The following is a 25624-nucleotide window of genomic DNA, read 5'->3' as shown; positions in this document are numbered from 1 at the left end:
TTGCCAGGGCCGACCTGTGCCGACCGAGCCCGTTATGAATTCCGTGAAAGCGCCCGAATGGTGCGGGTGGAGGGACTTGAACCCCCATGCCTCTCGGCGCTTGGACCTAAACCAAGTGCGTCTGCCAATTCCGCCACACCCGCATGGTGCGCCGAACAATGGGCGACGCGAGGCGCGCGCCTCTATATCACCGGCATTCCGGCCACGAAAGGGCAAATTTGGCCTGAATTCGCCGCGCTGCACTTGCGGGACGAAGGCGGGGCTGGTCGACGCCGATCGCGGGCCGACTGCGCCTCAGGCCTCACACGATGCTTAACCGCAGCTTAACGCGACGCGCCTGCAGCATGCCCCTCAGATTCAGAACGCATAAACCTATTCACTAACATGTTGATTTTTCTTATTTTTCACCAATTTTTTGCTGCATTGCACAAATTGCAAAGCTGCCATGCGTTTAGACGTCTGGCAACCTTCGATCCGGCCCCCTAACTTCCTGGTCAACGAGGCGACGCCGACGGATCAGCCGGGCCGCTTCAATCGATTAAAGTTAGACAATCAGGTGAAGACCATGAACATCGTCCGCTCTTACAACAACTGGCGCCGCTACCGCGAGACGGTCAACGAGCTGAGCCGCCTGTCGCAGCGCGAACTGTCCGACCTCGGCATCGCCCGCGGCGACATCAGCAGCATCGCCCGCCGCGCGGTCGGCTGAACGGCCACCCAACCCATTCGATTTCGCGACGGCCCATCCTCCTCCCAGGGCCCGAGCGGATCAAGGTTCACCTATCTTCCTCCCAGAATGGGGTGGACCTTCCCAAGACGCCCGCCGGGTCCTCCCCCCGGCGGGCGCCAAAGAGATCAGAGCTTCGCCGTGGGTTGTTCCTCCCAGACCCCCAAGGCGGAAAAGTGCCCGCGCATCCTCCTCCCAGCGCGGGCATCTCTCGGTCGGCCGTCGGGTCCTCCCCCCCGGCGGCCGATGAGAGAAGCAAGAGTTTCGCTGACGGCCCACCTCCTCCCGGGCCGAATGCGGATTGTAGCCTGCGCATCCTCCTCCCAGCGCAGGTACGTTTGAAACCCGTCGGGTCCTCCCCCCGGCGGGTTTCGTCGTTTCTGCGCATGGCGCTTCATCCGGCCCTTTCGGGACGGCGCACCGGCTGCTAAATCTTCTCCATGTCGAACAAACCTATTCATGTCGTCGGCGGCGGGCTCGCCGGCTCCGAGGCCGCGTGGCAGATCGCCGAGCGCGGTATCCCGGTTGTGCTGCACGAAATGCGACCCCTGCGCGGGACCGACGCGCACCAGACCGATTCGCTGGCGGAACTGGTGTGCTCGAACTCGTTTCGCTCGGACGATAGCGAGACCAACGCCGTCGGCGTCCTGCACGCGGAAATGCGGCTGGCGAACTCGCTGATCATGCGCGCGGCTGACGCGCATCAGGTGCCGGCCGGAAGCGCGCTCGCCGTTGACCGCGAAGGGTTCGCGGAAGCCGTCACCGCAACGATCGACGATCATCCGCTGATCCGGATCGAACGCGGCGAGGTCGAAGGCTTGCCGCCCGAAGAATGGGGTCCGAGCATCGTCGCCACCGGTCCGTTGACGGCGCCCGCCCTGGCGGAGTCCATTCGTGCCGCCACGGGATCCGATGCGCTGGCCTTCTTCGATGCGATCGCGCCGATCGTCCATTTCGATTCGATCGACATGGACAAAGCGTGGTTTCAATCGCGATACGACAAGGTCGGCCCCGGCGGCACCGGCAAGGATTACATCAACTGCCCGCTCGACAAGGAAACCTACGAGCGCTTCGTCGCGGCGCTGGTCGAGGGCGACCGCACCGAGTTCAAGGAGTGGGAGGGCACGCCCTATTTCGACGGCTGTCTGCCGATCGAGGTGATGGCGGAGCGCGGTCCCGAGACACTTCGGCACGGACCGATGAAGCCGATGGGTCTGACCAACGCCCATCAGCCTGACATCAAGGCGTACGCCGTCGTTCAATTGCGCCAGGACAACGCCCTCGGCACGCTCTACAACATCGTCGGTTTCCAGACCAAATTGAAATACGGCGCCCAGGCCGACATCTTCCGGATGATTCCGGGGCTCGAAAACGCCGAGTTTGCCCGACTGGGGGGCCTGCACCGCAATACCTATCTCAACTCGCCGGTACTGCTCGACGCGACGCTGCGCCTCAAGGCATTGCCGCATGTGCGCTTTGCCGGCCAGATCACCGGCTGCGAGGGTTACGTCGAGTCCGCGGCCGTCGGCCTGATGACCGGGCGTTTCGCAGCCGCCGAACGTCTCGGCGAGACATTGAGCCCACCGCCTCAGACCACGGCGATGGGCGCGCTCATCGCTCACATCACCGGCGGACATCTCGCCCATGAGGAAGACGGCGGCAAGCGCTCGTTCCAGCCGATGAACGTCAATTTCGGCCTGTTCCCGCCGCTCGACCCCGGCACGATCCAGAAGCCGGAAGGGCAGAAGCGATTTCGCGGCAAGGAAAAGACAATCGCCAAGAAGAAGGCGATGTCAGCGCGCGCCCTCGCCGACTATGCCGCGTGGCTTGGGCTCGATGCGGTCGCCACCGCCGCCGAGTGAGGTTTCCGGCGCGGCGCCATCAGGCGCTTCTGCCGCTTCCGCCGGCCAGTCGGCGGAGCGGTAGTAGAGCGCCAGGGTCGCCGAGAGGATCGCCCCGGTGTCTCCGGACAGCGACAATTGGCGCAGCGCCATCCGGATCCGACGCCCTCTTGCGCTCGTGACATCGACGACCACCGGCGCCAACCGATCGGGGTCGGTAGCAAAGACGGTTTCGGGCAGAGCGGCGATTGCATCCGCCAGATCGACGCGATCCGCGACGGCACCGATCCGGATCGTGAGAGCCGTGCCCGAGACTGCGAGCGCTATGTCGCCAGGTCGCGCCGGTATCACGCGTCCTCCTCCGCCGTCGTCCTCGGCTGCGGCAACAGCTCTTTCCGACAACGCACGATCGAATCCGGCGAGATCGACGGCGGTCCCGGCGTTGGCGGTAAAGCTGCGAAACTCGCTCAGTTGCGACGGAGCAGCCAAGCCCAACTCCGCGAAGACCATATCAATCTCCGTGCCGGGGCTGCCGCGCTTTGCCTCGGCGTAGCGCGCCGCTGCCTCGGGATCGAGATAAGGCAGGATTCGGTCGAGTTCTCCGGCCTCTTCCAGAGCATAAAGACGCGAGCGCAGCCGGGCCGGTACATTCGCCGGGCGATCGGCTGCGGGGATTCCGGACCCGACCATTTCGTCGCTCCAGCCGAATTCGGTCACGATCAGGCTGGTCTGGCTTCGCCCTACCGTGCTCGCCGCGCCCCAGGGCCCGAACGACGACAGTGCCAGTAGCACGATCGGAACCGCGGCCATCCAACGGATATCGCCGCGAGCGCGTGGCACGGCCTCCAGCACGATCACGATCACTGCTGCGACCGCGGCCAGGGCCAGATAGTAGCGCTCCAGCGTCACGCCCTCGGCCGCGACCCGCAGCGAGACTGCGTAAAAGAGGAGCGCGAGTGGGACGAGCAAGACGAACGCCCAGATTCGCGCCAGAAGCCGCGTGGGCCACGCCCCGCCTGCGATGAAGGGATCGCTGGCGACCCGCAACGACAGTAGCAGGAACGCAAACAAGCTCACGATCCAGCCGATCTCGTTTTTCGGCACCTCGATCGTGACGAGGATTTTGGCGGCATACAGGTGCAGAACGACCGCCGTGGCCAACACCAGCGGTGCTGCCACCCAGTCGATCAGGATGCGCACACCGGCAATCAACCGGTCGTCGCCCGTGACCGGCATTGCGTCATCGAAATCCCGCGGGATGCGCCCAAGGGAAAACAGCGGCCCGACCAGAGCAAAGGCGGTTACATAGATGTGCTCGTAGGCGTCATCCGGCAGTCCGACATCAAGCAGGAAGCGAATCATTTCCAGAATTGCGGAGAGGCCGAGGACAAAAAGCAGCACCGACAGAAACGCCAGCGTGACTCCGGCGATGGTCCACAGGGTAAAGACCCAGAAGCGGCGCGCGTCGTTGCGTCCGAGATAAGGCGCCAGCGGAACGGCAAGGGTCGCGGCCAGGATCAAGGGCGGCGCGGTGACACCAAGGGCCGTCCCGAACCAGATCACAAGTCCGACGATCAATGCGGCCGCGATCGGGGCGACCAGACGAACCGTTACGGGCAAGCGCCGTGCCTCGGCGAAGACCGCCGTGACGACGGAACTTGCCGCTGCCCCATAGAGTGCGACGACGAGCCAGACGAAATCTGCTTCGTTCGGCAGATAGACATTCCGAACGGCGAGGTTGGAGACGATTGCGATCGCGACAACCAGCAGCGTCGCAACCGGAAAGCGGATGGCTGCCGAGCCGGCCCCTTCCGCAAGCGATTGCGTCAATCGGCCGAACCGGCTTGGGACGCGTTTCAATCTGCCGATCATGACGATCCCCGTTGCGTCCAGTCGGCCGTTTCGCCTTTTCCGCGGAGCGGACAGCCGTCTCGCCCGATCAAATACGCATGGTCCGCCAGCAGAGGAAGGTCTTTCTCAGCGGCCCGATCTCGACGGGCTTGTCGAGCGTCGCAATCCCTGCCTGCTCTATCCGGTCGAGATACGAGGCCGCTAGCGCCGCGGGCAGGAACGCGGGACGAAGCGCCCGTGGGATGTCTGTCAGGTCTCGCCGCCAGGCGCGATCGTGTTCACGGCCCAAGGCGACCATCGCGGTCAGGGCGCGGTGTGACGGCTCGTCCTCTCCGCTGACGAGATCGTCGGCCGTGCATCCCGCCGCCGCCAGCAGATCGGCCGGAAAATAAACCTGTCCCCGCGCACGATGCATTGGCAGCGACCGCAGGACGCCCCCAACCATCTGAGCGACGCCGGCATGGCCAGCGGCCTCGGTGATCTTCTCTGCCTGATCCCGTGACAGGATCATCGCCGCCAGCATGATCAGCGTCGACGCGGTTTCACCCGCATAGGCCTCGAACGCCTCGCGCGATGGCATCGGATCGTCATAGAGATCGAAAATCCGGGCCTCGAGCAGGCGATCGAAGGCGGACCGGGGCAATTGGTAGCGTTCGATCGTCTCCGACAGGGCCGCCGCGACCGGGTGTGCGGCTGCACCCTCGCCGACTCCCGACAAAACATCTCGCCACCATTGCAGCCGAATCTCGCCCGGCATTGGCTGGCTGACCTTATTGCGAATCCCTGCGGTCTCGACATCGAAAGCATAGAGCGCCGCGAGGTCCGGTCGCCTGTCCGCCGGAGCAAAGGCCAGCGAGATCGCCCGGTCGCGATCCTCCGCCTCGACCAGACGGACGCATTCCTTTGCGTTTTCGTTCATGGCGTCAGTCGACCGCGACAAGCGCCGCGGCTACCGGGCGGCTCTCGGCCAGCATGACATTGAAGGTCCGCACTGCAGCGCCGGTCGACATCGGATCGCAGGAAATCCCGGCCTTCCTCATCCGGTCGGCCAGCGCTGGCGGCAGCCGACGGATCTCACTGCCGGTTCCGAATAGGAGAAAGCGGATATCGTCCGCTTCTTCGAAGACCTTGGCCAGCCGATCCCCGGCGAATGGCGCGTCGACCGTCGCATCCCAACCGTAAATTCCGGACGGTAGGCACAGGATCGAGCCGCGATGCGACATGTCGGCAAACCGAAACCCACCGTTGCCGTAGGCCTCGATCGGCGCCCGCCCAGGAAAGTGCGCCGCGCGGATTTCGATGCCCTTCGCCATCCCCGGTCAGCTTTCGCGCGGTGCCGGGATGCCCGTCCGCGCGGATGCGTTCTCCTCGCGATCGGCCTGGAAGTCCGCAGGACGCAGCTTGAACAGGATGAGAATCGGGCCCGCCACGAAGATCGACGAATAGGTGCCGATGATCACGCCGAACAGCATCGCCAGAACGAAGGAGCGGATGACCTCCCCGCCGAAGATCGCCAGCGCGGCGAGCGCTAGCAAGGTGGTCAACGCCGTGAGAGTGGTGCGCGACAATGTATCGTTGATCGATTTGTCGAAAAGCTCGATCAGCGACAGCTTCTTGTAGCGACGCAAATTCTCGCGCACGCGATCGTAGACCACCACGGTGTCGTTCAGCGAATAGCCGACGATGGTCAGGATCGCCGCGATACTCGACAGGTTGAACTCGATCTGGGTGACGACCAAAAAGCCGATGGTCATGATGACGTCGTGCAGGGTCGCGACGATCGCGCCGATCGCGAACTGCCACTCGAACCGAATCCAGACATAAACCAGGATAGCCAACATCGCGAAAAGCACCGCGATCGTGCCGGCCAGGGCGAGCTCGCCCGAAACCGTCGGCCCGACCACCTCCACTCGCCGGAAGTCATAATCGGCCGAGAGCGCGTCGCGCACCTCGTTGACCGTCGTCTGCTGAGCGGCGTCGCCGCTTTGTCCCTCGACACTGAGCGAGCCGATCCGGATCAGCGCCTCTTTGGGCGAGCCGAACTCCTGAACCGAGACGTCGCCGATCGGTCTGGCGGTCAAGGCCGAGCGGATACCGCCGATATCGGCCGCTTCGCCTTTTGCCTGCACCTCGATCAGGGTTCCGCCGGTGAAATCGATGCCGTAATTCATGCTGAGGGTCGCAAAGCCGACCAGCGCTGCGATCGAAGCCGCGAGGCTGGCCGCGAAGGTCCATTTGCGGATCGCCATGAACGGGATTTTCGTCACATCCGGAACCAGATGGAGGAAGCCCTTCGGAAGCTCCTTCGGCCGCTTGCGGCGAACCCATTCGGCCATCAGCCAGCGGGTCAGGGTAAAGGCCGTGAACACGGTCGTGACGATACCGAAGGCAAGCGTCACGGCGAAGCCGCGGACCGGGCCGGAGCCGAGCGAGAACAGCACGACCGCGGCGATCAACGTGGTGATGTTGGCATCGATGATCGTCGCCAGCGCCTTCTTGAAGCCGACGTCGATCGCCTGCACCACGGATCGTCCGCCGCGTCGTTCCTCACGGATGCGTTCGTAGATCAGCACGTTCGAATCGACCGCCATGCCGACGGTGAGCACGATGCCCGCAATGCCCGGCAGGGTCAGGGTCGAACCGAAGACCGACAAAAGCGCGACGATCATGACGATGTTGGCGACGAGCGCGATGTTGGCGATGATGCCCAGGAACCCGTAGGCCGCCAACATAAAGGCGACGACGAGAATCGATCCGATGATGCCGGCGATTTCGCCCGCGGCGATCGAATCGGCTCCGAGGCCCGGTCCGACCGTCCGCTCCTCGATGATATTGAGCGTCGCCGGCAGCGCACCGGCGCGCAGCAGAACCGCGAGGTCGTTGGCGCTGTCGACGGTGAAATTGCCGCTGATCTGCGCCTGACCGCCAAGGATCGGCTCGCGGATATTCGGCGCCGACAGCACTTCGTCGTCGAGCACGATAGCGAAGGGCCGCCCGACATTCTGCTGGGTCACCGCGCCAAAGCGCTGCGCACCCTGCGTATCGAAGCGGATGTTGACAACGGCTTCATTGGTCTGGCTGTCGAAGCCGGCTTGCGCGTCGGTGAGGTTCTCGCCGGAGACCATCACCTGGCGCTGGACCAGGATCGGTTGGGGCGGCTGGTCGTTGGTGTAACGCAGTTCGGATCCGGCGGGCGGGCGGGCTCCCCTGGCGACCTCGTCAGCCGAGGCCGTCTCGTCGACTAAACGGAAGGTGAGCTTGGCGGTCTGGTTGAGCAACGCTTTCAGCCGCTGCGGATCCTGCAAGCCGGGAACCTGCACCATGATCCGGTCATCGCCCTGGCGTTGAATCAGCGGTTCAGTCGTGCCGAGTTCGTCGACCCGGCGGCGCACGACCTCAATCGACTGAGCGACGGCGGTCGATATCCGGTAGGCAATTCCCTGGTCGGTCAGCGACAGGGTCAGGACGCCGGGTTGGGGTTCGGCGATCGCCACTTCCGTGACCGTACCGCCGCTCAGCAATCCGCTTGAAAGCGGCTGGACCAGCGGCTGCAAAGCTTCGCGCGCGGCATCGGCCTGCGCTGGATCGCGTAGCCGCACCGTCACCGTCGTGCCGGAATCACTGAGACCCGAATAGCCGACGCGCTCGGTGCGCAATATCTGGCGCGCGTCGTCGCGCAACGTCTGTAGGCGCTCCCCGGTCAGCGACGGACCGTCGATCTCGAGCAGAATGTAGGACCCGCCCTGCAGATCGAGCCCGAGCGTGATCTTGTTGTCAGGCACGAAGGACGGCATTTCGTCGAGCGTCTGGGTCGAGAACAGGTTCGGGGCAGCGTAGACGACCCCGAGAGCGACCGTCAGCCAGATTAGGATCGTTTTCCAGCGCGAAAAATAGAGCATATGGGTCCCGAAAGGGTCGACGGTCGCTCCAAAGGGGGCGCAATCCGTATTAAGCGTTCGATCGACGCAGCCGGCGACACGGGAGTTTCGTGTCGCGGACGATTTTAAGGCAGTGGCCTCGTTTGCTCAAGCAAAGCGGCTATTTGGTGTTCGCCGCAGCCGGTTCGCCCTTGACGCGCACTTCGGCGACCATCGCCTGTACCACCCGCACGCGCACCTGCTCGGAAATCTGTACCTCGAGTTCGCCGTTATCCAGCACCTTGGTCACCTTGGCGACGATGCCGCCGCCGGTCACGACCGTATCGCCGCGGCGGATGTTGCTGAGCATTTCCTGACGCTTTTTCATCGTCGTGCGCTGCGGCCGAATGATCAGAAAATACATGATCGCGAAAACCGCGACGAACGGCAGCACACTGATCAGGATATCGCTTCCGCCACCAGTGGGCAAAGCCGTCTGGGCGAAAGCCTCGGACACAAACATCAGGAACCTCTCAGGAAATGGGGGGCACAGGGCCTTTACGATCAGCGCGGAATATACGATCGGTCGCCTCGAATGCAACAAGCCGGCACCAGACCGAGCCGACAGCCACGCAAGAGACGAGTTTTCCTGATGGATTCCGCTGAGTTCACCCGCTTGATGCAGACCATGGACCGGATCGCGCAAGGTCTCGAACGGCTTGCGCCGCCGCCGGCTCCTACGCCGGATTTCACTGCCGCCGATTGCTTCGTCTTTGAACCGCCAGCCGCCCTCGCGCCGGTGCGGATCGTGAATCGCGTCCCCATTGAACTGCTCAAGGGCATCGACCGCTCGCGCGACATCCTCCTGGAAAACACCGAGCGTTTCGCCCGCGGACTTCCGGCCAACAACGCGCTTTTGTGGGGCGCGCGCGGCATGGGCAAGTCGTCCTTGGTCAAGGCCGCGCATGCCGCGGTGAACGCCGCGCTTCCCGCCGAAACGCCCCATCTCAAGCTGATCGAGATCCACCGCGAGGATATCGATCATTTGCCGCAGCTAATGAGTCTGGTACGCGAAGTGCCCTGCCCGTTCCTTCTCTACTGCGACGATCTCTCCTTCGACATGGGCGACAGCGCCTATAAATCGCTGAAGGCGGCGCTGGAGGGCGGCGTCGAGGGCCGGCCACCCAATGTGCTGTTCTACGCGACATCGAACCGTCGCCACCTTCTGCCCCGCGACATGATCGAAAACGAGCGGTCAACCGCGATCAATCCCGGTGAAGCGGTCGAGGAGAAAGTCTCGCTATCGGATCGATTCGGCCTCTGGCTGGGCTTCCATCGCTGCAGCCAGGACGAGTATCTGGCGATGATCGACGGTTATCTGGCCGCGCATGACATTGCCGCCGATCCCGAAATGGTTCGCCGCGAAGCCCTCGAATGGGCGACAACCCGCGGTAGCCGATCGGGGCGCGTCGCTTACCAGTTCGTGCAGGATCTGGCCGGACGACTGGGGCGCCCGCTCACCGGCCTAAACGGCGCGTGAGATGGAAACTTCACCAAACTGTCAGAACCAAAGTTGTTGTCGTTAACCGCTACAAAAGGTCTCCACCCGTAGAATGAAGTTAAAGCCAATTCGTCCGGCTTGCTTTATTTAAGGATTGCTGACCAATGGAAAGCGCAAGTTCGATACAGCTAGCCGTTTTGGACGATGATCCGATTTTTCTGGAGTATATTTCCGCCATGCTGGGTCATGACGGAGATATGGAAATCACCCAGACGTCCGATGGTCCGCAACTGTTGCGTGCCCTCAAGGGGGATCCAATCGATTGTGTCCTTGTCGACTATAATCTCGGCACCGAGAACGGGCTGAATATCGCGGAGGCGATACGGGCGACGATTCCCAATGCCCCGCCGATCGTGATGTTGACGGGTGGCGGAAGCGAGCGAACAGCGGTCAAGGCGTTTCGCAGTGGATTCAGCGACTATGTTTCAAAACGCGACCTGAACAAGCACGAATTGGTGACGGCGATCCGCTCGGCGGTCGGCACACGCAAAAAGGCGCAGTCGGAAACCATCGAAGCCGATCTTATCAAGAAGCGCCTGCAGTTCGACAACGTCACTGGCCTGTACGGCGCGCAATTCATGCAGGAGCGCTTGGGCGAATTCACCGGCAGAGGCGCGCCTTCCGCGTTCGGCGTCGTTCTCATCAAGCTTCGCAACCTGGCGCAAATTCGGGCCAGCTTGGGACATATCGCCGGCGATCGGCTGCTGCACAACTTTGCCAAGCGGCTCAATCTGGCCACCCACGCCGGCGACCTCTGCGGATCGCTCGGTGATGACGGTTTTCTCTATCTGATCGACCGCGACGTCAACGCGCGAGCGATTTCCCAGTGCTGCCGTCGATTGGCACAAGAGCCGGGCCGCGTGCTGGAAGAAATCAGCAGCAACACGCCTGATCTCATACTTCTCGACATGCACATGCCCGTCGCGGACGGGATGGAGGTCGCGCAGATCATTCGCCAATCGCGCCGCAACCTGTCGCTTCCGATCATTTTCCTGTCCGCCGAGCAGGATGTCGAGCGCCAGCGCCAGGCGCGCAAACTCGGCGGCGACGACTTCATCAACAAGTCCGTCGGCTTCGATCACCTTGCATCGCTCGTGCGGATGCGCGCCGAACGGGCTGTCGCCCTGCGCCAGATCGGCGAGCGAGACAGTCTCACCGGACTCTTGAACCATGCACGGTTCAAAGATCGCGTCGCGGTGGAGTTGGAGCGCTGTCGGCGTACCGGTTCGCAGTTCAGCGTTTGTCTGCTCGACATCGATCATTTTAAGCAAGTCAACGACACGAAAGGCCATCAGGTAGGCGATCGTGTCATCCAGACGCTGTCTCACTCGCTGGTCGGCGGGCTCCGCCATATCGACGTCGTCGCGCGCTATGGAGGCGAGGAGTTTGGCGTGATCCTGCTGGACACGCCGATCGAACCCTCGAATGCCGTGATGAACAGAATTCGCGAGCATTTCGCGGACATCCCGATGCGCGGTCCAGACGAACCGTTCCACGTCACCTTCAGTGCGGGCGTGGCCGGCGCCGATGCCGGCAAGAGCGCCGATGAATTGATCGCGGCCGCCGACGCCGCCCTCTACGAGGCCAAACGCTCGGGCCGCAACAGGGTCGTCTCCGCCAAGAGCTAGAGGCGGGATGACAAAGGGTGAGAACCGATTCCCCCCGCATCTCGCGGTATCTCATTGGATTCGATGCCGTTCAGATCGACAGCTGAGATGATTCGGCCCGGCCAAGCCTAACCGGGCCTCCTGTCTTCCTGCTATCAGGTCAAATGGGTCTGGCCCTTCAGCAAGGCCACGATACCAACCTGCATGGCGTCGGTGCGGCAGACGATTGGCCGCACAAGGCTCCGCTCTGACCGGAACGTTTTGAGCTCACCGGTCTCTAGCCACGCGATATCAGACAATATGAAACGGAAAAGACCCGGCCGCGCGCCGAAACGCAGGACCGGGCCGTCGAACGCCTGGAGGTCGGCGCTTATTGCAGAAACTTCGTGGGATCCACCGGCGCAGAGTTCTTGCGCACTTCGAAATGCAGAACCGGAACGTCCGTGTCACCGCTCATGCCGGATTTGGCGACTTCCTGGCCACGCTTCACCTTCGCGCCCCGCTCGACGGAGATCGAGTCGGCATGGCCATAGACGGTCACGAGGCCGTCGTCGTGTTTCACAAGAACGGTGTTACCGAATTCCTTGAGGCCGTCGCCGGCATAGATCACCACACCGTTCTCGGCCGCCTTGACCGGAGTACCGCGCGGCACGGAAATGTTGAGGCCGTCGTTGCGTCGCGACCCCACCTTTTCGCCGAAACGACTGATCACCCGACCCTGGACCGGCCAGCGAAACTGGCTGATGCCGGTCGCGTCGGGCGCGATGGCCGCGACCTTGGATTCGACTTCCTGGCTGACGGTGGTCGTTGGCTGCGATTGCTTCGAGGCGGTCTCGGCAGACGGGCGGGCGGCCTTCTCGGCCGTCGCCGGCGGCGTATAGGGCGCGGGTGCGGCGCTCTCGGTCCGCGGCTTGGCGACCTCCTTCGTTGGCGCAGCTGCTTTGGCTTCCACGCTGGCGACCTTCGTCGCAGCGACATTTGCACCGGGGACGGTGAGCGTCTGACCGATGCGAATCGTGCTGTCGTCGAGACCGTTCGCACGCTTGATGTCGGAAACCGAAGCGCCGGTTCGCCGGGCGATCGACAACAGCGTGTCGCCGCTTTCGACCGTCACTTTCGCACCGCCCTCGGACTGCCGTGGCGCGGGCTTGGCGATTCGCGCCGCTTGCTCTCCCAATGTCGATGCTGGCGTGCCCCGTGCCGCCGGCTGGGACACAGAGGACGTCACGGGAGCGGAGGCTTGGTAGGCGGGAGTGGAGGCCTGATAGGCGGGCGGCGGTGGCGGCGGCAGCGTGTTGCGCTGCACAGGAGCGGTGGGTGCGCGGCTGGACGACGGCGCATATCCCGATGAGCGGCTGATACCGGCGGTATTCATCCGATCGACATCACCCGGATAGGGCTGGCTGACAGCCGCCGTGCGGGTGGGCATCTGCGGGACGGCTCCAGTGTAGAAGCCGTCATCGAAGCGCGCCACATCGGAGCTACATCCAGCGGCAAACCCCACCAGGGCGACCACCGCAACGGAGCGAGCCATAGGGAGTCGCAGAGATTTCAGCACATTGATTCGCATCGTCGTCCCTTGAGCACGCGGGATTACTCTCGAGACCATTGAAGCGCGTTAATCTTACTGCCGGGTTAAATCACCGGGCGGCCGACGTTATTTCTTGTGGAGCAGCCCAAGCGAGCGGCTTGAAAGTAACGGCCCAGCTACAGCATCTCGGCCGTGCCGAACGCCAGCGGCTGGTAGCGGACTGGACCGAGATCTTCGCGCTCGAAGCGGCTGCCCACCTTGCGCAGGCGCACCAGCGCCTGTTCTCCGCCTTCCTCGCCGAGCGCGCAGATCAGCACCCCGTGAGGGCGGATCTGGTCGAGAAACAGGCGCGGCACGGTCGGAAAGGCAGCGTGAACGATCGCCCGATCGAAGGGTGCTCCGGCGGCGAAGCCGTCGCTGCCGTCTTCGAGAAACAGGGAAATGTTGCTCACGCCGACCAGTTTCAAGCGCCGGCTCGCCGCTTCCACCAGTCGCCTGTAGCGATCGAACGAGGTGACATGGGCGCAAAGACGCGCCATCAGCGCAGTGACGTAGCCGCTGCCGGTTCCGATCTCGAGGACCCGATGGTCCGCCTCGATCTCCAGCGCCGACACCAGCCGGACCGCGAAAAGCGCGCCGGGCATGGTCTCCCCGCAATCGATCGGCGCCGACCGATCTTCATAAGCATTTTCGATGCCGTCAGGCAGGAAGAAACGCCGGGGCACCGTTTCGATCGCCTCGTGCAGCTTGGGATCGGCAATCCGCCGGGTGCGCAGGCTCAGGAGAAATGCCGCAAGGTCCTCGCGGTCCCGGCCCTCCGACCTCACCGAAACAGGTCTCCGAGACCCTCGCGCAGCGCGTGGGCGGTCAGATCGAGATGGAGCGGCGTCACCGAGATTTTTCCGGCGGACAAAGCCGCGATATCGGAACTCTCGACTTCCTCCCCCGCCTGGCGCCCGAAGGTCAGCCAAAAATACGGAAAGCCGCGGCCGTCGCGCCGCTCTTCCATGCCGAGGGAATAGTCGAGCTTGCCCTGGCGGGTGACCTCCACCCCGCGGACCGCATCGGCCGGCACCGCCGGAAAGTTGACGTTGACGAGATGGCCGGGTGGAATCTGATACCCCGCAAGCAAATCGAGGACAGCCGGGGCGTGCTGCTCGGCCGTCTCCCATAATGTCTCACGGTCGCCGCCGCGGGTGAATTGCTGACTCAGCGCCACCGACTTCAGCCCGAGCATCGTGCCTTCCATGGCCCCGGCCACGGTACCGGAATACGTCACGTCGTCGCAAATGTTCTGGCCTGCATTGACCCCCGACAGCACCATGTCCGGCGGAGAATCCATCAGCCGCTTGACCGCCATGATGACGCAGTCGGTCGGTGTGCCGGAGAGGGCGAACCGCTTTTCTGAAATCTTGCGCAAACGCAGCGGTGAGGAAAGCGTCAGCGAGTGCGACAGGCCGCTCTGGTCGGTCTCGGGCGCAACGACCCAGACATCGTCACTCATCGTCCGGGCGATCCGCTCCAGGACCTGGAGGCCCTCGGCGTGAATGCCATCGTCATTGGTGAGCAGGAGTCGCATCAGGCCGGCCTCTCGATCCGTTCGATCCCGCCCATATACGGTCGGATCACCTCGGGCACGGTGATGCTTCCGTCGGCGTTCTGATAATTTTCCATCACGGCGATCAACGCGCGCCCGAGAGCCACGCCGGAGCCGTTCAGCGTGTGGACGAAGCGCGGCGATTTTTCGCCGTCCGGACGGTAGCGCGTTCCCATGCGCCGCGCCTGGAAATCGCCGCAGACCGAGCAGCTGGAAATTTCCCGATAGGCGCCCTGCCCCGGCAGCCAGACCTCGATATCGTAGGTCTTGCGCGCCGAGAATCCCATGTCGCCCGCGCACAGCGTGACGACGCGGTATGACAGGCCGAGGCGCTTCAGCACTTCCTCGGCCGAAGCCGTCATACGCTCGTGCTCGTCGACGGAGGTCTCGGCAGCTGTGATCGATACCAGCTCGACCTTGTAGAACTGGTGCTGGCGCAACATGCCGCGCGTGTCGCGGCCGGCCGAGCCCGCTTCAGAGCGGAAGCATGGCGTCAGCGCCGTCACCCGCGTCGGCAGGTCGGCCGCGTCGATAATCTGTTCCCGCACGAGATTGGTCAGCGGCACCTCGGCGGTCGGGATCAGCCAGCTCCCGGCGGTCGTGTGGAAGAGGTCTTCGGAAAATTTCGGCAGCTGGCCAGTACCGAACAGCGCCTCGTCACGCACCAGCAGCGGCGTTGCCACCTCCTCGTAGCCGTGCTCGCCGGTATGGAGATCAAGCATGAATTGCCCGAGCGCCCGTTCAAGACGGGCCAGCCCGCCTCGCAGGATGGTGAACCGTGCGCCGGAGATCTTCGCCGCCTGTTCAAAATCCATCATGCCCAGCGCTTCGCCGAGTTCGTCATGTTCCTTCGGCTCGAAGCCGAATTCCGGCTTGTCGCCAAACCGACGAATCTCGACATTGGCGCTCTCGTCCAGCCCGACCGGAACATCGTCGGCCGGCAGGTTTGGAATGCGCGCAAGCGCATCATCGAGCGATTGGTCGATACGCCGCTCGGTCTCCTCGCCCTCCTGGATCGCCGCCTTGATCTCGGCGACCTCGCGAATGAGTTCGTCGGCCTTGCCGGAATCGCCTGAGCCCTTGGCTTTGCCAATGGCCTTCGAGGCGTCGTTGCGCCGGCCCTGAAGCTGTTGAAGCCGTGTTAGATGCTCGCGACGGGCCTCGTCGAGCTTGATCAGCTCGGCCGAAGCCGGCGCGGCACCCCGGCGCGCGAGCGCTTCATCCAGTTTTTCCGGATTCTCGCGTATCCATCTGATGTCGAGCATGTAATCCCCGTTCCCGACCGGTAAGCGACGGGACCGGTTCCAAGACGTCGAGGTCGGCCTTACGTCTCGCTCTCACCGAGTTTTTCGGCCCGCTTTTTCTCGATCATCCGCGCCGCAAAGATCGACACCTCGTAGAGAAGGATCGTCGGCAGGGCAAGGCCGATCTGTGACATCGGATCGGGCGGGGTCAAGATCGCGGCGGCGATGAATGCCATCACGATGGCGTATTTGCGCTTCGAGGCGAGACCGTCGGCGGAGGTGATCCCGGCCCTGACCAGCAAGGTTGCAACCACCGGAAGCTGGAACACCAATCCGAACGCGAAGATCAGCGTCATGATCAGTGACAGGTATTCCGACACGCGCGGCAGGAGTTGAATGGCCGCCTGCCCCTCCTCGGTGCCGGACTGCTCCATCGACAGGAAGAACCACATCACCATCGGGGTAAAGAAGTAATAGACCAGCGCCGCGCCAAGCAGGAACAGGAGCGGCGTGGCCACCAGAAACGGCAGGAAAGCGCCCCTTTCCTCGCGATAAAGACCGGGTGCCACGAATTTGTAGATCTGCGCCGCGATCAGCGGGAAGGCGATGAAGAAGCCGCCGAAGGCCGCGATCTTGACCTGGGTAAAAAAGAATTCCTGCGGCGCGGTGTAGATCAGTTCGACCTGGCGGTCGTCGATCCCGGCCCAGATCGTCGCCGTCTGATACGGGACGACGAGGAAATTGAAGATCTGCTTGGCGAAAAAGAAGCAGAAAATGAATGCTACGAGGAATCCGGCGATGCTCCAGATCAACCGCGTTCGCAATTCGATGAGATGGTCGATCAATGGAGCCGAAGAGGCCTCGATATCGCTGTCAGTGCGTGTCACGCGACGTCCTCGGTTGTCTTTTTCGCAGTCGGCTTGGCCTTGGCGGGGATTTTGGCCTTGGCCGCAGGCTTAGCCTTGGCGGCAGGCTTGGCTTTGGTCGCGCGCTTGACCGGGGCAATTTTTGCGTCACCGGAGGTTGCAGCCGGCTTTGCGTCCGAAGCAGGCGTCGCCGAGGAGCCTTCGGTTTTTGCGGTCGCGCCAGCCTTGTCGGGTTTTTCCGCTATCGCCGGAGCCGTCGGGCTTGGAACCTTTGGTTCCGGCGCGCTGGCCGCCGCCTTGAGCGATGACCGAATCTCATCCCCGACCGCCTTCATCGGGTTCATCGCCGCGCGCACGTCCTTGGTCGGATCGAGCTTGCGGATATCGCTCACCGTCGAACGCACGTCATCGAGTTCGGCTTCGCGCAACGCGTCGTCGAACTGCCGGCGAAAATCCCCGGCCATCGAGCGCAATTGTTTGGTCGTGCGCCCGAAGGTGCGCAACATTTTTGGCAGATCCCTAGGGCCGACGACGACCACCAGGACCACGGCGACCATCATCAGTTCGGCCCAACCAATATCAAACATCGCAAGGCCTCGAGAGCGACAACCAAGAAAAATGGCGAGCGGGCACGGACAGGGCCCGGTCGCCAGACGGCAGAACGATCAGACGATCAGTTGACCGTCTTCTTCGTCGCCACTTCGTGCCGTACCACGTCGCCCTCGGTGTGATCGAGTGTCCGGCGCTCCTGCGCCGTCTCTGCCTTTTCGGCGTCCTCGTCCGACATGCCCTTCTTGAAGCTCTTGATGCCCTTGGCGACGTCGCCCATCAACTCGGGAATCTTGCCGCGACCGAACAGGAGCAGCACGACCGCAAGGACGATGAGCCAATGCCAAATGCTGAAGCTACCCATAACAATTCTCCATGGAACGCGTGAGCCGTTCGCTCCCGCCAAGCTAACGATGATCTGGGGTCTTTTCAAACACGATAACGTCTTGCAAATCAACGGAAACAACGACATCGCGTTTACCGTCCGGTACGATTCCGGCGCGCATGCGCGATCGGAGCGGATAATCGAGCCCCTCGATCGCGACAGTCATGAGGTCGACACCGCCGAGGAAACGGCGGGCGACGATACGCCCGAGGACGCCGCTCGGCTGTTCCTCCAGGCGCAAGCCCATGAGGCGCAACGCCACCGTCACCGGCGTACCGTCAGACAAAGGCGAATCCGCGACCGGGCCGAGCGCCGTGACGACACGGCCCCCGCGGACTTCCCCGTCGATGACGTTAAGCTCGGAAAAAAAGCCGGCCGTGAAAAGATCGGCCGGGCGGCTATAGAGTTCCGCGGCGGTCCCCACCTGGACGAGCCGACCGTCGCGCAGGAGCGCGATTCGGTCGCCCATCCGCATCGCCTCCTCGGCGTCGTGCGTCACGATGATCGCCGTCGCGCGGCTTTCGCGCAGGATCTGCAGCGTATCGGTCCGCACGACATCCTTGAGACGGCTGTCGAGGCCGGAAAATGGCTCGTCCATCAACAGGACCGTCGGGCGCGGGCTCAGCGCCCTGGCCAACGCCACCCGCTGCTGCTCGCCGCCCGACAGGGTGTGCGGATATTGGCGGGCGACGTCGGCAAGCCCGACCCGCTCGAGCGCCACCATCGCCTCCTTCTTCGCCGCCGCACCCGAAAGCGCCGTCAGGCCGAAGCGGACATTCTCGGCGATACTCATGTGCGGGAACAGAGCAAAATCCTGAAACATCAGGCCGATACCGCGTTTTTCCGGCGGCACGAACGCGTCGGGACCGGCAATCTCCTGGCCATTGAGCATCAGGCGGCCGGCGCTCTGGCGCTCAATTCCCGCAGCGATTCGCAGCATCGTCGTCTTGCCTGAGCCGGAGGGCCCGAGCAGGCAGAGAATTTCGCCAGGCTCGGCCGCCAGGTTGATCCCCGACAGGATCGTGGTCGACCCAACGGTGTGGACGATGTCTTCGAAGGCAAGACGCGCGGCGAAGCTGACGCCGGCACTGGTGCGTCCGGAGCCCTTTGTCGATGGAGCGGTGGCTGTGCTCTGGTGGTCCTGCACGCTTCGGCCTGTCCGTCGGTTCGTCCAGCGAAGCCTTGAGGCCCGCTAATTCGCGACCTCGGTAACCGGTCGCCACTGGAACGGCAACCGCGTTCGACGGTCTACCCGACACGCTTGCGACGTCTACCGCCCAGATCCAGATGAAATAGGATCGACGCGATCCGATTTCCTATGCGTGACCGATTTTCTTTCGCAGGAAAAAGGTTCGGGCTGACAACCGCAGCCTCTTCCAGTGGTTCCGCGTCAGACGGAAGCCCCCACCAATTCGTCGTATTCGGCTCGCAATGCCGGCATATCGCCGCCCGTCCCGCGAGCCGAAATGGCCGATTCCGCCTCAACGGCCCGCCGCTGGGCGTCGCCGGACAACGGCCGCGCCGCGGCTGCGACTTTTCGCATTTCGTCGAAATCGCCATTGCAGTGCAGGACCACGTCGCAGCCGGCTTCGAGCGCCCTGCGGCTGAGGTCGGTGAGATCGCCCGCGAGCGCCTTCATCGAGATGTCATCGCTCATCAACAGGCCGTCGAACCCGATTTCCTCGCGGATAACGCTTTCGATGACCGTAGACGACAAGGTCGCCGGATGCACCGGATCGATGGCGCTGTAGAGAATGTGCGCGGTCATCGCCGCCGGCAGCCTTCGAAGCGCGTGGAATGGGGCGAAGTCGGTGCGTGACAGCTCACCGCGCGTGTTGGCGACCACCGGCAGCGCGAGATGGCTGTCGGCATTGCCGCGGCCATGGCCGGGAATATGTTTCATCACCGGCAACAGGCCACCGGCGAGAAGGCCGTCCGCGGCGGCCCCGCCAAGCGTCGCCACCGCTTCCGGGTTCGTCGCATAGGCGCGGTCGCCGATCACCGAGTGCGCATCCGCCGTCGGCACGTCGACGCATGGAATGCAATCGGCATTGATGCCGTAGGCCATCAGATCATCGGCAAGCAGACGGCCTTGCAGCCAGGCGGCACGTTGCCCGGCCTCCGGATCGGACGCATAAACCTCTCCGATCGTGGCCGCCGGCGGATATTGTGGCGCGAGCGGCGGCTTCAAACGCTGAATCCGCCCGCCCTCCTGATCGATGAAGATCGGCGTTGTCGCTCGGCCGCCAAGCTCGATCAGTTCCGCGACCAGATCCTCAAGCTGGGATGCCTCCGTGACGTTTCGCGCAAAGAGGATAAACCCCCACGGACTCTCGTCGGCGAAGAACCTGCGCTCGTCTGCGCTCAGTCGAGGCGCCGCCGGGGCTGCGATCCAGGCCTTCGATCCGCTCATCCGTATCTCCGATGCAAGAGCGGACGGCGCGGCTGTGCGGCCGGTCCGTCCTTCGATATGGTCATGGGTAAAAGCGGCCGGGCTGGACGCCCCGCCGACAAGCGTGACAGCGCTGGCGCTCAGCGCGCCACGAAGCAGCTGCCGCCGGCCGATTTCAACTCGGTGCATAGCGTCGACGCCTCGGACTTCGAGCCGGTCGCGATCCGCACGCGATAGTAGGTCCCCTTACCGGGGATGTCCGCCGACTGGATCACGAGATCACGCTGGCCGATGACCTCGGCATAGCGCTGCCCGAGCGTCTGCGACGTCTGCTTGGCGGCGGATTCGCTTGGCTGCGACGAGATCTGGACGAAATAGCCGTCGGCGCCCGGGGTCTGGGCTGCGGGGGCCGGCGTCGTCGCGGGAGCGGCTGCGATCGATCCCACCGTTTCAAGCGCGCTCGTCTCCACGGCGGCAACGGCCGTCGAGCCCCCCGCGTACGACATCGGTTCCGGTGTCGTTACCGCGGCAACCCTGACCGGGGCGGCATTGTCGCTTCCCGGTCGTATGGCCGGCACGGGCACGCCCGACGACGGCTGAACGAGGACGCTGGCGTTCGCCTCGGCCGGAACCACCGAGCGGGATGACGCCTCGATCAGCGCTGCTCCATTGCCGCGCATATCGTCCATGGAGGTCTCGGGAACCGTATTCGCCATGACGAGCGTTCCATCCGGTCGAACCGTCATGGTGCGCACGCGGCGGGGCGTCAGCACCGCGATCGGCGAGCCGTCATTCGCCGCATCGGCGATGCGCTCCGGCTCCGCGGCGCGCGCGCTGCTGATCGGGTTCAGATCGACGCCTGGAAGATCGACCGGCTCCTCGGCGGCCGTGACGAGGGTCTGTTGCGCCGGGACGATGTCGGCGTCGGCGCTTTGCACGCGTTCGTAGACCGCCTTGTTCTGGTTCGGGATTGCCCGGCCACCAGGATCCTTCGGAGCCACTTTGACCGGGTCGGTATCAGCCCGCACGATCAACAGATCGCCGGAGCCAACGACAACATCGCCTGAAACCCAATAGGCCGCCGCGGCACCAACGACGGCGATCGCCACAACGCTGGCGGCGAGTCCGGGCATCCGGGGCGAAAAGCGTGTTCGGCTGGCCGCAGCCGGGGCGAATGCTGCTGAAATCGTATCGGCGGCGGCAGATCCGCCTCTCATCTTGGCGGCGGGCACCTTGGCGACGGGAGCATCCTCACCTGCCTTCGAATGCCGGACCGGCGCAGTTGCATGGCCTTGGGGCGCGCCAGCATCCGCGTCCGCCCCGTCGACGGGGGCAGGCGTCGCCGGAACCGGCCGAGGCGCCGGATTCATTGCGGCGAGTTCGCTGGCGATCAATTCATCGAAATCGTCGAAGGGCTTGTCGGCGACGTCCGACGACGGCGACGTATCGTGCCGCGCCGGTGCAAAGGCTTCACTGTGCTGCAAAGCGATTCCGCGAGGATTGACCGGCGCCGAAAGGCCGCGCAACGCAACCTCCAGGTCGCTGGCCGGTCTCGCCTCGATCGGCTGCATGGAGAAACCGCCAGCGCTGGCTTCCACACGCCGATTCGCCACCTGTGGCGCGATTACTTGCGGATTGGAGATAGCGGCAGCGGATCGGACGGAGTGCTGCATCGATTCGCGCGCGTCCTCCTCCAGAAATGATGCATTCAATTCCGCATCGAGCGCGCCGACCATGTCATCCACGTCGAGATCGAGCGAATCCGCCGCATCGTCGGCCGGACGGCTCAGCGCCTCGGGCGCGGAGAAGCCACTCTCCCCGCCGACGGACATGCTGTTTTCCCCGCCTTGCAGCGCAGATGCCGATAGGTCCGGCCGGTCGCTGACTGGCTCCGTGCCCCATGGCTCATCGATCAGCCGTGACAGTTCGGCGAAAGGATCATCCTCGATATTGTCGACCTGCTGATCGCTCCAGTGATTGGAACTCGTCGTATCCGCCATCGACATATACCCTGCCCTTCCCCTCATTCCGGAGGCTGCCGGCCCCTGTCATCAACCGCTAGGAGAGGAACTTGACCAAAGCGTGATGAATCAGCGCATTTCTTCCGGTGCGTCGGCACCAATCAAGCCGAGTCCGGTTTCGAGAACAACCGCCACGGCCTTGACCAGCGCCAGTCGCGCTTGAGTTATCATGCCGTCCTCAGAGTTAACAAAGCGTAAGGCCGGAAAGTCCTTGCCGCGATTGTACTGGCTGTGGAAAGCCGAAGCGAGGTCGTAGAGATAAAAGGCCAGACGGTGTGGTTCCTTGGCCTCAGCCGCGGCTTTGACGAGGCGAGGAAACTCGGCGAGCTTGCGAATCAGCGCCAGCTCGCCCTCGTCCGAAAGCCCGGCGAGAACGCCGGCATCGAGCGTCGGGAAATCGGGCAGCGGAAGCCCCACCTCCGCCGCCTGGCGAAAGATCGCCGCCGAGCGGGCGTGGGCATACTGCACGTAGAAGACCGGGTTGTCCTTGGATTGCTCGGTCACCTTCTGGAAGTCGAAGTCGAGCGGCGCGTCGCTCTTTCTGAATAGCATCATGAAACGAACCGGGTCGCGGCCGACCTCCTCGACCACTTCGGCGAGCGTCACGAAATCACCCGAGCGCTTCGACATACGCACCGGCTCCCCGTCGCGGAACAGCTTCACGAGTTGGCACAACACCACGTCGATCTCAGCCGTTCCGCCGGAAATCGCCTTCGCCACCGCTTCGAGGCGCTTGACGTAGCCTCCGTGGTCGGCGCCCAGAATGTAGACCATCTCCTCGAAGCCGCGCTCGAATTTCTCGCGGAAATAGGCGACATCGGCGGCGAAATAGGTGTAGCGGCCGTCGGACTTCACCAGCGGCCGGTCCTGATCGTCACCGACCTCCGTGGAGCGAAGCAAGGTCTGCTCGCGATCCTCCCAATCCTCCGGCGCCTGCCCCTTGGGCGGCGGCAACGTGCCTTGGTAGATGTAGCCCTTGGCCCGCAGATCCTCGATCGCCGAGGCGATCTTTCCGCCCTCGTCGGCGTGCAGCGTCCGCTCGGAAAAGAACTCCTCGTGTTCGATGCCGAGCAGTTTCAGATCGGCCCGGATCATCGCCATCATCGCGTCGATGGCGCGATTGCGGACGAGCGGCAGCCACTCGGCCTCGTCCATCGTCAGCAGGCGGTCCGAGAATTCCGCCTTCAACGCTTCGCCGACCGGCTTGAGATAATCGCCAGGATACAGTCCCGCCGGGATGTCGCCGATCGTCTCGCCCAGAGCCTCGCGGTAACGCAAGAAGGTCGAACGGGCGAGCACGTTCACCTGCTCGCCGGCATCGTTGATGTAGTATTCGCGCGTGACCGCGTCGCCGGCAAAGGCCATGATGTTGGCGATCGTGTCGCCGACCACGGCGCCGCGGCAATGGCCGACATGCATCGGACCGGTCGGGTTGGCGGAGACATATTCGACATTGACCTTGCGGCCGGTCCCCGGCCCCCGGCCGTAATCGCCGCCGGCTTTCAGAATAGCCGCGAGATGCCCGGTCCAAAATCCCGGATGCAGCCTGAGATTGATAAAGCCTGGCCCAGCGACCTCGGCGGTCGCGACGTCCGGATCGCGGGCGAGGCGCGCGGCGATCTCGGTCGCCAGTTCGCGCGGCTTGACGCCGAGCGGCTTGGCCAGGACCATCGCGGCGTTGGTGGCAAGATCGCCATGGCTGGCGTCGCGCGGCGGCTCCACCGTAACCCGCGACAAATCCGGTAAAGCGGTTTCGCGTTCCGACAGAATCGCTTCCACCGCTTTTCTCACCCTATCTTCGAAATCGGCGAAGATGTTCATGCTTGGCCTCGACTGGTTCCGGCGGGCCGACATGGCCGCGCGCCCGGTGACTGCATTCGCGGCCCGGGCGTCTTACCGTCTGCTGTGTAAAGAGGAATGGTCGGCTAACGCAATTGCGGCGTCGCGTCAAACAGGCGCCGATGCGCGCTCAAGGCGTATGTGTCGGTCATCCCGGACAAATAATCCGCGACCCGGCGCGCCCGCTTCTCCTCCGGCAGTCGGTCGGCATCGCGGCTCCACTCACCCGGCATCAGGTCAGGTCGTTCGAACAGACGCGCGAACAGATCCTCGACGATCCCCTCGGCGGTCTGCATGACCCGCATGACGTGATCGTTGCGGTAGACGCGCTGAAACAGAAACTTTCTGGTCTGCTTCACCGCCCGGTCCATCGGCGGCGAAAAGGTGACGAGCGGCCGCTCGGCCGCGCGCACCGCATCGACATCGGCCGGCGCGAGACCCGCAATGCCGGCGAGCGCGGTCCCGATCACGTCCTCGACCATCCGGGTGATATGGCGGCGCAGGATTTCGTGAGCCATTCGGCCATGGTCGAGGCCGGGATAGGCCGCCCGGACATCGTCGAGGATCGATCCCGCCAACTCCAGTTCACCGAGATCGGCAATGTCGATGAGGCCGGCCCGCAACCCATCGTCGAGGTCGTGGGTGTTATAGGCGATGTCGTCGGAAATCGCCGCCGCTTGCGCCTCGAGGCTGGCGAAACCGCCGAGATCGAGCGGAAACAGCACATCGAAATCGGCGATCGGCTTCGGCACTGGCGCTGGCTTGGGCGCATTCGGACCAATCAGCGGACCGTTGTGCTTGACCAGTCCTTCGAGCGTTTCCCATGCAAGGTTCAGCCCATCGAATTCGGCATAACGGCGTTCGAGCGCCGTAACGATCCTGAGCGACTGGGCATTGTGGTCAAAGCCGCCATAGGCCCGCATCCGGCGATCGAGCGCCCGCTCACCGGCATGGCCAAAGGGCGTGTGGCCGAAATCGTGGACGAGTGCGATCGCCTCGGTCAAATCCTCATCGAGCCGGAGCGCGCGGGCAAAAGCGCGGGCGATCTGCGATACCTCGATCGTATGGGTCAGCCGCGTGCGGAAATGATCGCCCTCATCGGCGACGAAAACCTGCGTCTTGTGGCTCAGCCGACGAAACGCCGTGGAGTGGACGATTCGATCGCGGTCCCGCTGGTAGGGTGTGCGGGTGGGGCTTGAGGGCTCGGCGAAGAGCCGGCCGCGGGAGACCTCCGGCCGCACGGCATAGGCGGCGCGACCCAGGCCACCCATTCCGATCCGCGCGAAATCTGTCTCATCCATGCGGAAACGATCCGTCCCGATTGACCGGCTTCGTCCCGGTCCATACTTAAGTGGCAGTTCTCGAACAAGGAGCGGCGTGGCCAATTGACCCGCGCCGAACGCCAAGATGAGCCAAACAGCGACCCATACCGTGACCGTTTCCGATGCCGCGGCCCAACGCATCGCGGCGATCCTCTCGAAGACCGACGACGCCGACTCCTTGCGCATTTCGGTGGAAGGCGGCGGCTGTTCGGGCTTTTCCTACAAATACGACCTCACCAGCGGGCGCGAAGACGACGATGTGGTTCTGGAGCGGGACGGCGCGCGCGTTCTGATCGATCAGATCTCGCTCGCCTATATGGAAGGGGCGGTCGTGGATTTCGTCGACGATCTGATGGGCCAGTCCTTCCAGATCCGCAACCCCAACGCCATCGCGTCCTGCGGCTGCGGCACCAGCTTCTCGGTCTGACGCCCCA

The 25624-nt window shown here is 63.7% G+C and carries 22 protein-coding genes and 1 tRNA gene; 5 read left to right on the top strand and 18 right to left on the bottom strand.

The window, feature by feature from the left end; all coding sequences use genetic code 11:
- Nucleotides 1-58 precede the first annotated feature (58 nt).
- A tRNA-Leu gene (locus VQ044_RS05370) sits at nucleotides 59-143 on the bottom strand.
- A gap of 422 nt (nucleotides 144-565) precedes the next feature.
- On the opposite strand from VQ044_RS05370, the gene VQ044_RS05365 reads away from it, so the two are divergent.
- Together VQ044_RS05365 and trmFO are read left to right on the top strand one after the other, a co-directional pair.
- Nucleotides 566-709, top strand: a complete 144-nt coding sequence (locus tag VQ044_RS05365) for a DUF1127 domain-containing protein (protein WP_327622983.1) — start codon at nucleotides 566-568, stop codon at nucleotides 707-709.
- 458 nt (nucleotides 710-1167) lie between these two features.
- Nucleotides 1168-2589, top strand: a complete 1422-nt coding sequence (gene trmFO / locus VQ044_RS05360; RefSeq protein ID WP_327622905.1) for a methylenetetrahydrofolate--tRNA-(uracil(54)-C(5))-methyltransferase (FADH(2)-oxidizing) TrmFO — start codon at nucleotides 1168-1170, stop codon at nucleotides 2587-2589.
- Here trmFO and VQ044_RS05355 read toward each other — a convergent pair.
- The 5 genes from VQ044_RS05355 to yajC all read right to left on the bottom strand — a co-directional run bounded on the left by VQ044_RS05355 (nucleotide 2521) and on the right by yajC (nucleotide 8799).
- On the bottom strand, nucleotides 2521-4398 hold the full coding sequence (locus tag VQ044_RS05355) for a DUF4153 domain-containing protein (RefSeq protein ID WP_327645787.1): 1878 nt from the start codon (nucleotides 4396-4398) through the stop codon (nucleotides 2521-2523). The two genes, trmFO and VQ044_RS05355, sit on opposite strands and share 69 nt — an antisense overlap.
- A gap of 109 nt (nucleotides 4399-4507) precedes the next feature.
- Nucleotides 4508-5338: a phytoene/squalene synthase family protein gene (locus VQ044_RS05350; protein ID WP_327645789.1), complete on the bottom strand. Its 831-nt coding sequence runs from the start codon at nucleotides 5336-5338 to the stop codon at nucleotides 4508-4510.
- 4 nt (nucleotides 5339-5342) lie between these two features.
- Complete coding sequence (locus tag VQ044_RS05345; RefSeq protein WP_327622908.1) at nucleotides 5343-5732, bottom strand: Mth938-like domain-containing protein; 390 nt, start codon at nucleotides 5730-5732, stop codon at nucleotides 5343-5345.
- Between the two features lie 6 nt (nucleotides 5733-5738).
- Nucleotides 5739-8318: a protein translocase subunit SecDF gene (gene secDF, locus VQ044_RS05340; RefSeq protein ID WP_327645790.1), complete on the bottom strand. Its 2580-nt coding sequence runs from the start codon at nucleotides 8316-8318 to the stop codon at nucleotides 5739-5741.
- A 139-nt stretch (nucleotides 8319-8457) separates the two neighbouring features.
- Nucleotides 8458-8799: a preprotein translocase subunit YajC gene (yajC, locus tag VQ044_RS05335; RefSeq protein WP_327622910.1), complete on the bottom strand. Its 342-nt coding sequence runs from the start codon at nucleotides 8797-8799 to the stop codon at nucleotides 8458-8460.
- Between the two features lie 129 nt (nucleotides 8800-8928).
- Here yajC and VQ044_RS05330 point away from each other — a divergent pair, with 129 nt between their 5' ends.
- Both VQ044_RS05330 and VQ044_RS05325 read left to right on the top strand, forming a co-directional pair.
- Nucleotides 8929-9816, top strand: a complete 888-nt coding sequence (locus tag VQ044_RS05330) for an ATP-binding protein (protein WP_327645791.1) — start codon at nucleotides 8929-8931, stop codon at nucleotides 9814-9816.
- Nucleotides 9817-9941: 125 nt separating this feature from the next.
- The gene (locus VQ044_RS05325; RefSeq protein ID WP_327645792.1) at nucleotides 9942-11465 is read left to right on the top strand and encodes a GGDEF domain-containing response regulator; all 1524 of its coding nucleotides are present in this window, start codon (nucleotides 9942-9944) and stop codon (nucleotides 11463-11465) included.
- A 349-nt stretch (nucleotides 11466-11814) separates the two neighbouring features.
- Here the strand turns inward: VQ044_RS05325 and VQ044_RS05320 are convergent, their stop codons facing one another.
- From VQ044_RS05320 to VQ044_RS05265, 12 genes are all read right to left on the bottom strand, one after another.
- Nucleotides 11815-12978, bottom strand: a complete 1164-nt coding sequence (locus VQ044_RS05320) for a peptidoglycan DD-metalloendopeptidase family protein (protein ID WP_327645793.1) — start codon at nucleotides 12976-12978, stop codon at nucleotides 11815-11817.
- A gap of 173 nt (nucleotides 12979-13151) precedes the next feature.
- Nucleotides 13152-13802: a protein-L-isoaspartate(D-aspartate) O-methyltransferase gene (locus VQ044_RS05315; protein ID WP_327645794.1), complete on the bottom strand. Its 651-nt coding sequence runs from the start codon at nucleotides 13800-13802 to the stop codon at nucleotides 13152-13154.
- Nucleotides 13799-14554 carry a 5'/3'-nucleotidase SurE gene (gene surE / locus VQ044_RS05310; RefSeq protein WP_327645796.1) on the bottom strand — a complete coding sequence of 252 codons (756 nt, stop codon included), beginning with the start codon at nucleotides 14552-14554 and terminating at the stop codon, nucleotides 13799-13801. Before surE ends, VQ044_RS05315 begins: the two co-directional genes overlap by 4 nt.
- Nucleotides 14554-15837: a serine--tRNA ligase gene (gene serS, locus VQ044_RS05305; RefSeq protein WP_327645797.1), complete on the bottom strand. Its 1284-nt coding sequence runs from the start codon at nucleotides 15835-15837 to the stop codon at nucleotides 14554-14556. The genes surE and serS overlap by 1 nt, the downstream gene beginning before the upstream one ends.
- Nucleotides 15838-15896: 59 nt before the next feature.
- Nucleotides 15897-16703, bottom strand: coding sequence for a twin-arginine translocase subunit TatC (gene tatC / locus VQ044_RS05300; protein ID WP_327622920.1), 807 nt, complete (start codon nucleotides 16701-16703; stop codon nucleotides 15897-15899).
- A complete protein-coding gene (tatB, locus tag VQ044_RS05295) occupies nucleotides 16700-17269 on the bottom strand; it encodes a Sec-independent protein translocase protein TatB (RefSeq protein ID WP_327622921.1) in 570 nt (189 codons plus the stop codon). The genes tatC and tatB overlap by 4 nt, the downstream gene beginning before the upstream one ends.
- 86 nt (nucleotides 17270-17355) lie before the next feature.
- Nucleotides 17356-17595, bottom strand: a complete 240-nt coding sequence (locus tag VQ044_RS05290) for a twin-arginine translocase TatA/TatE family subunit (protein WP_327622922.1) — start codon at nucleotides 17593-17595, stop codon at nucleotides 17356-17358.
- Between the two features lie 43 nt (nucleotides 17596-17638).
- Nucleotides 17639-18763 (bottom strand): ABC transporter ATP-binding protein, encoded by a 1125-nt coding sequence (locus tag VQ044_RS05285; RefSeq protein WP_327622923.1) that lies wholly within the window; start codon nucleotides 18761-18763, stop codon nucleotides 17639-17641.
- A gap of 243 nt (nucleotides 18764-19006) precedes the next feature.
- On the bottom strand, nucleotides 19007-20029 hold the full coding sequence (gene nagZ, locus VQ044_RS05280; protein WP_327622924.1) for a beta-N-acetylhexosaminidase: 1023 nt from the start codon (nucleotides 20027-20029) through the stop codon (nucleotides 19007-19009).
- Between the two features lie 119 nt (nucleotides 20030-20148).
- Entirely contained in the window at nucleotides 20149-22008 is a 1860-nt protein-coding gene (locus VQ044_RS05275) for an SPOR domain-containing protein (RefSeq protein ID WP_327645799.1), read from the bottom strand.
- A 90-nt stretch (nucleotides 22009-22098) separates the two neighbouring features.
- Nucleotides 22099-23850 carry an arginine--tRNA ligase gene (gene argS / locus VQ044_RS05270; RefSeq protein WP_327622926.1) on the bottom strand — a complete coding sequence of 584 codons (1752 nt, stop codon included), beginning with the start codon at nucleotides 23848-23850 and terminating at the stop codon, nucleotides 22099-22101.
- A gap of 104 nt (nucleotides 23851-23954) precedes the next feature.
- Complete coding sequence (locus VQ044_RS05265) at nucleotides 23955-25169, bottom strand: deoxyguanosinetriphosphate triphosphohydrolase (protein ID WP_327645800.1); 1215 nt, start codon at nucleotides 25167-25169, stop codon at nucleotides 23955-23957.
- Between the two features lie 106 nt (nucleotides 25170-25275).
- On the opposite strand from VQ044_RS05265, the gene erpA reads away from it, so the two are divergent.
- On the top strand, nucleotides 25276-25617 hold the full coding sequence (gene erpA / locus VQ044_RS05260; protein ID WP_327645802.1) for an iron-sulfur cluster insertion protein ErpA: 342 nt from the start codon (nucleotides 25276-25278) through the stop codon (nucleotides 25615-25617).
- Nucleotides 25618-25624: the final 7 nt, after the last annotated feature.

The sequence above is a fragment of the Aurantimonas sp. C2-5-R2 genome, assembly GCF_036549495.1.
GTDB classification, from domain to species: domain Bacteria; phylum Pseudomonadota; class Alphaproteobacteria; order Rhizobiales; family Rhizobiaceae; genus Aurantimonas; species Aurantimonas coralicida_A.
The sequence above is the reverse complement of the archived record's forward strand: the minus strand, read 5'-3'. Positions and strand labels throughout refer to the sequence as shown.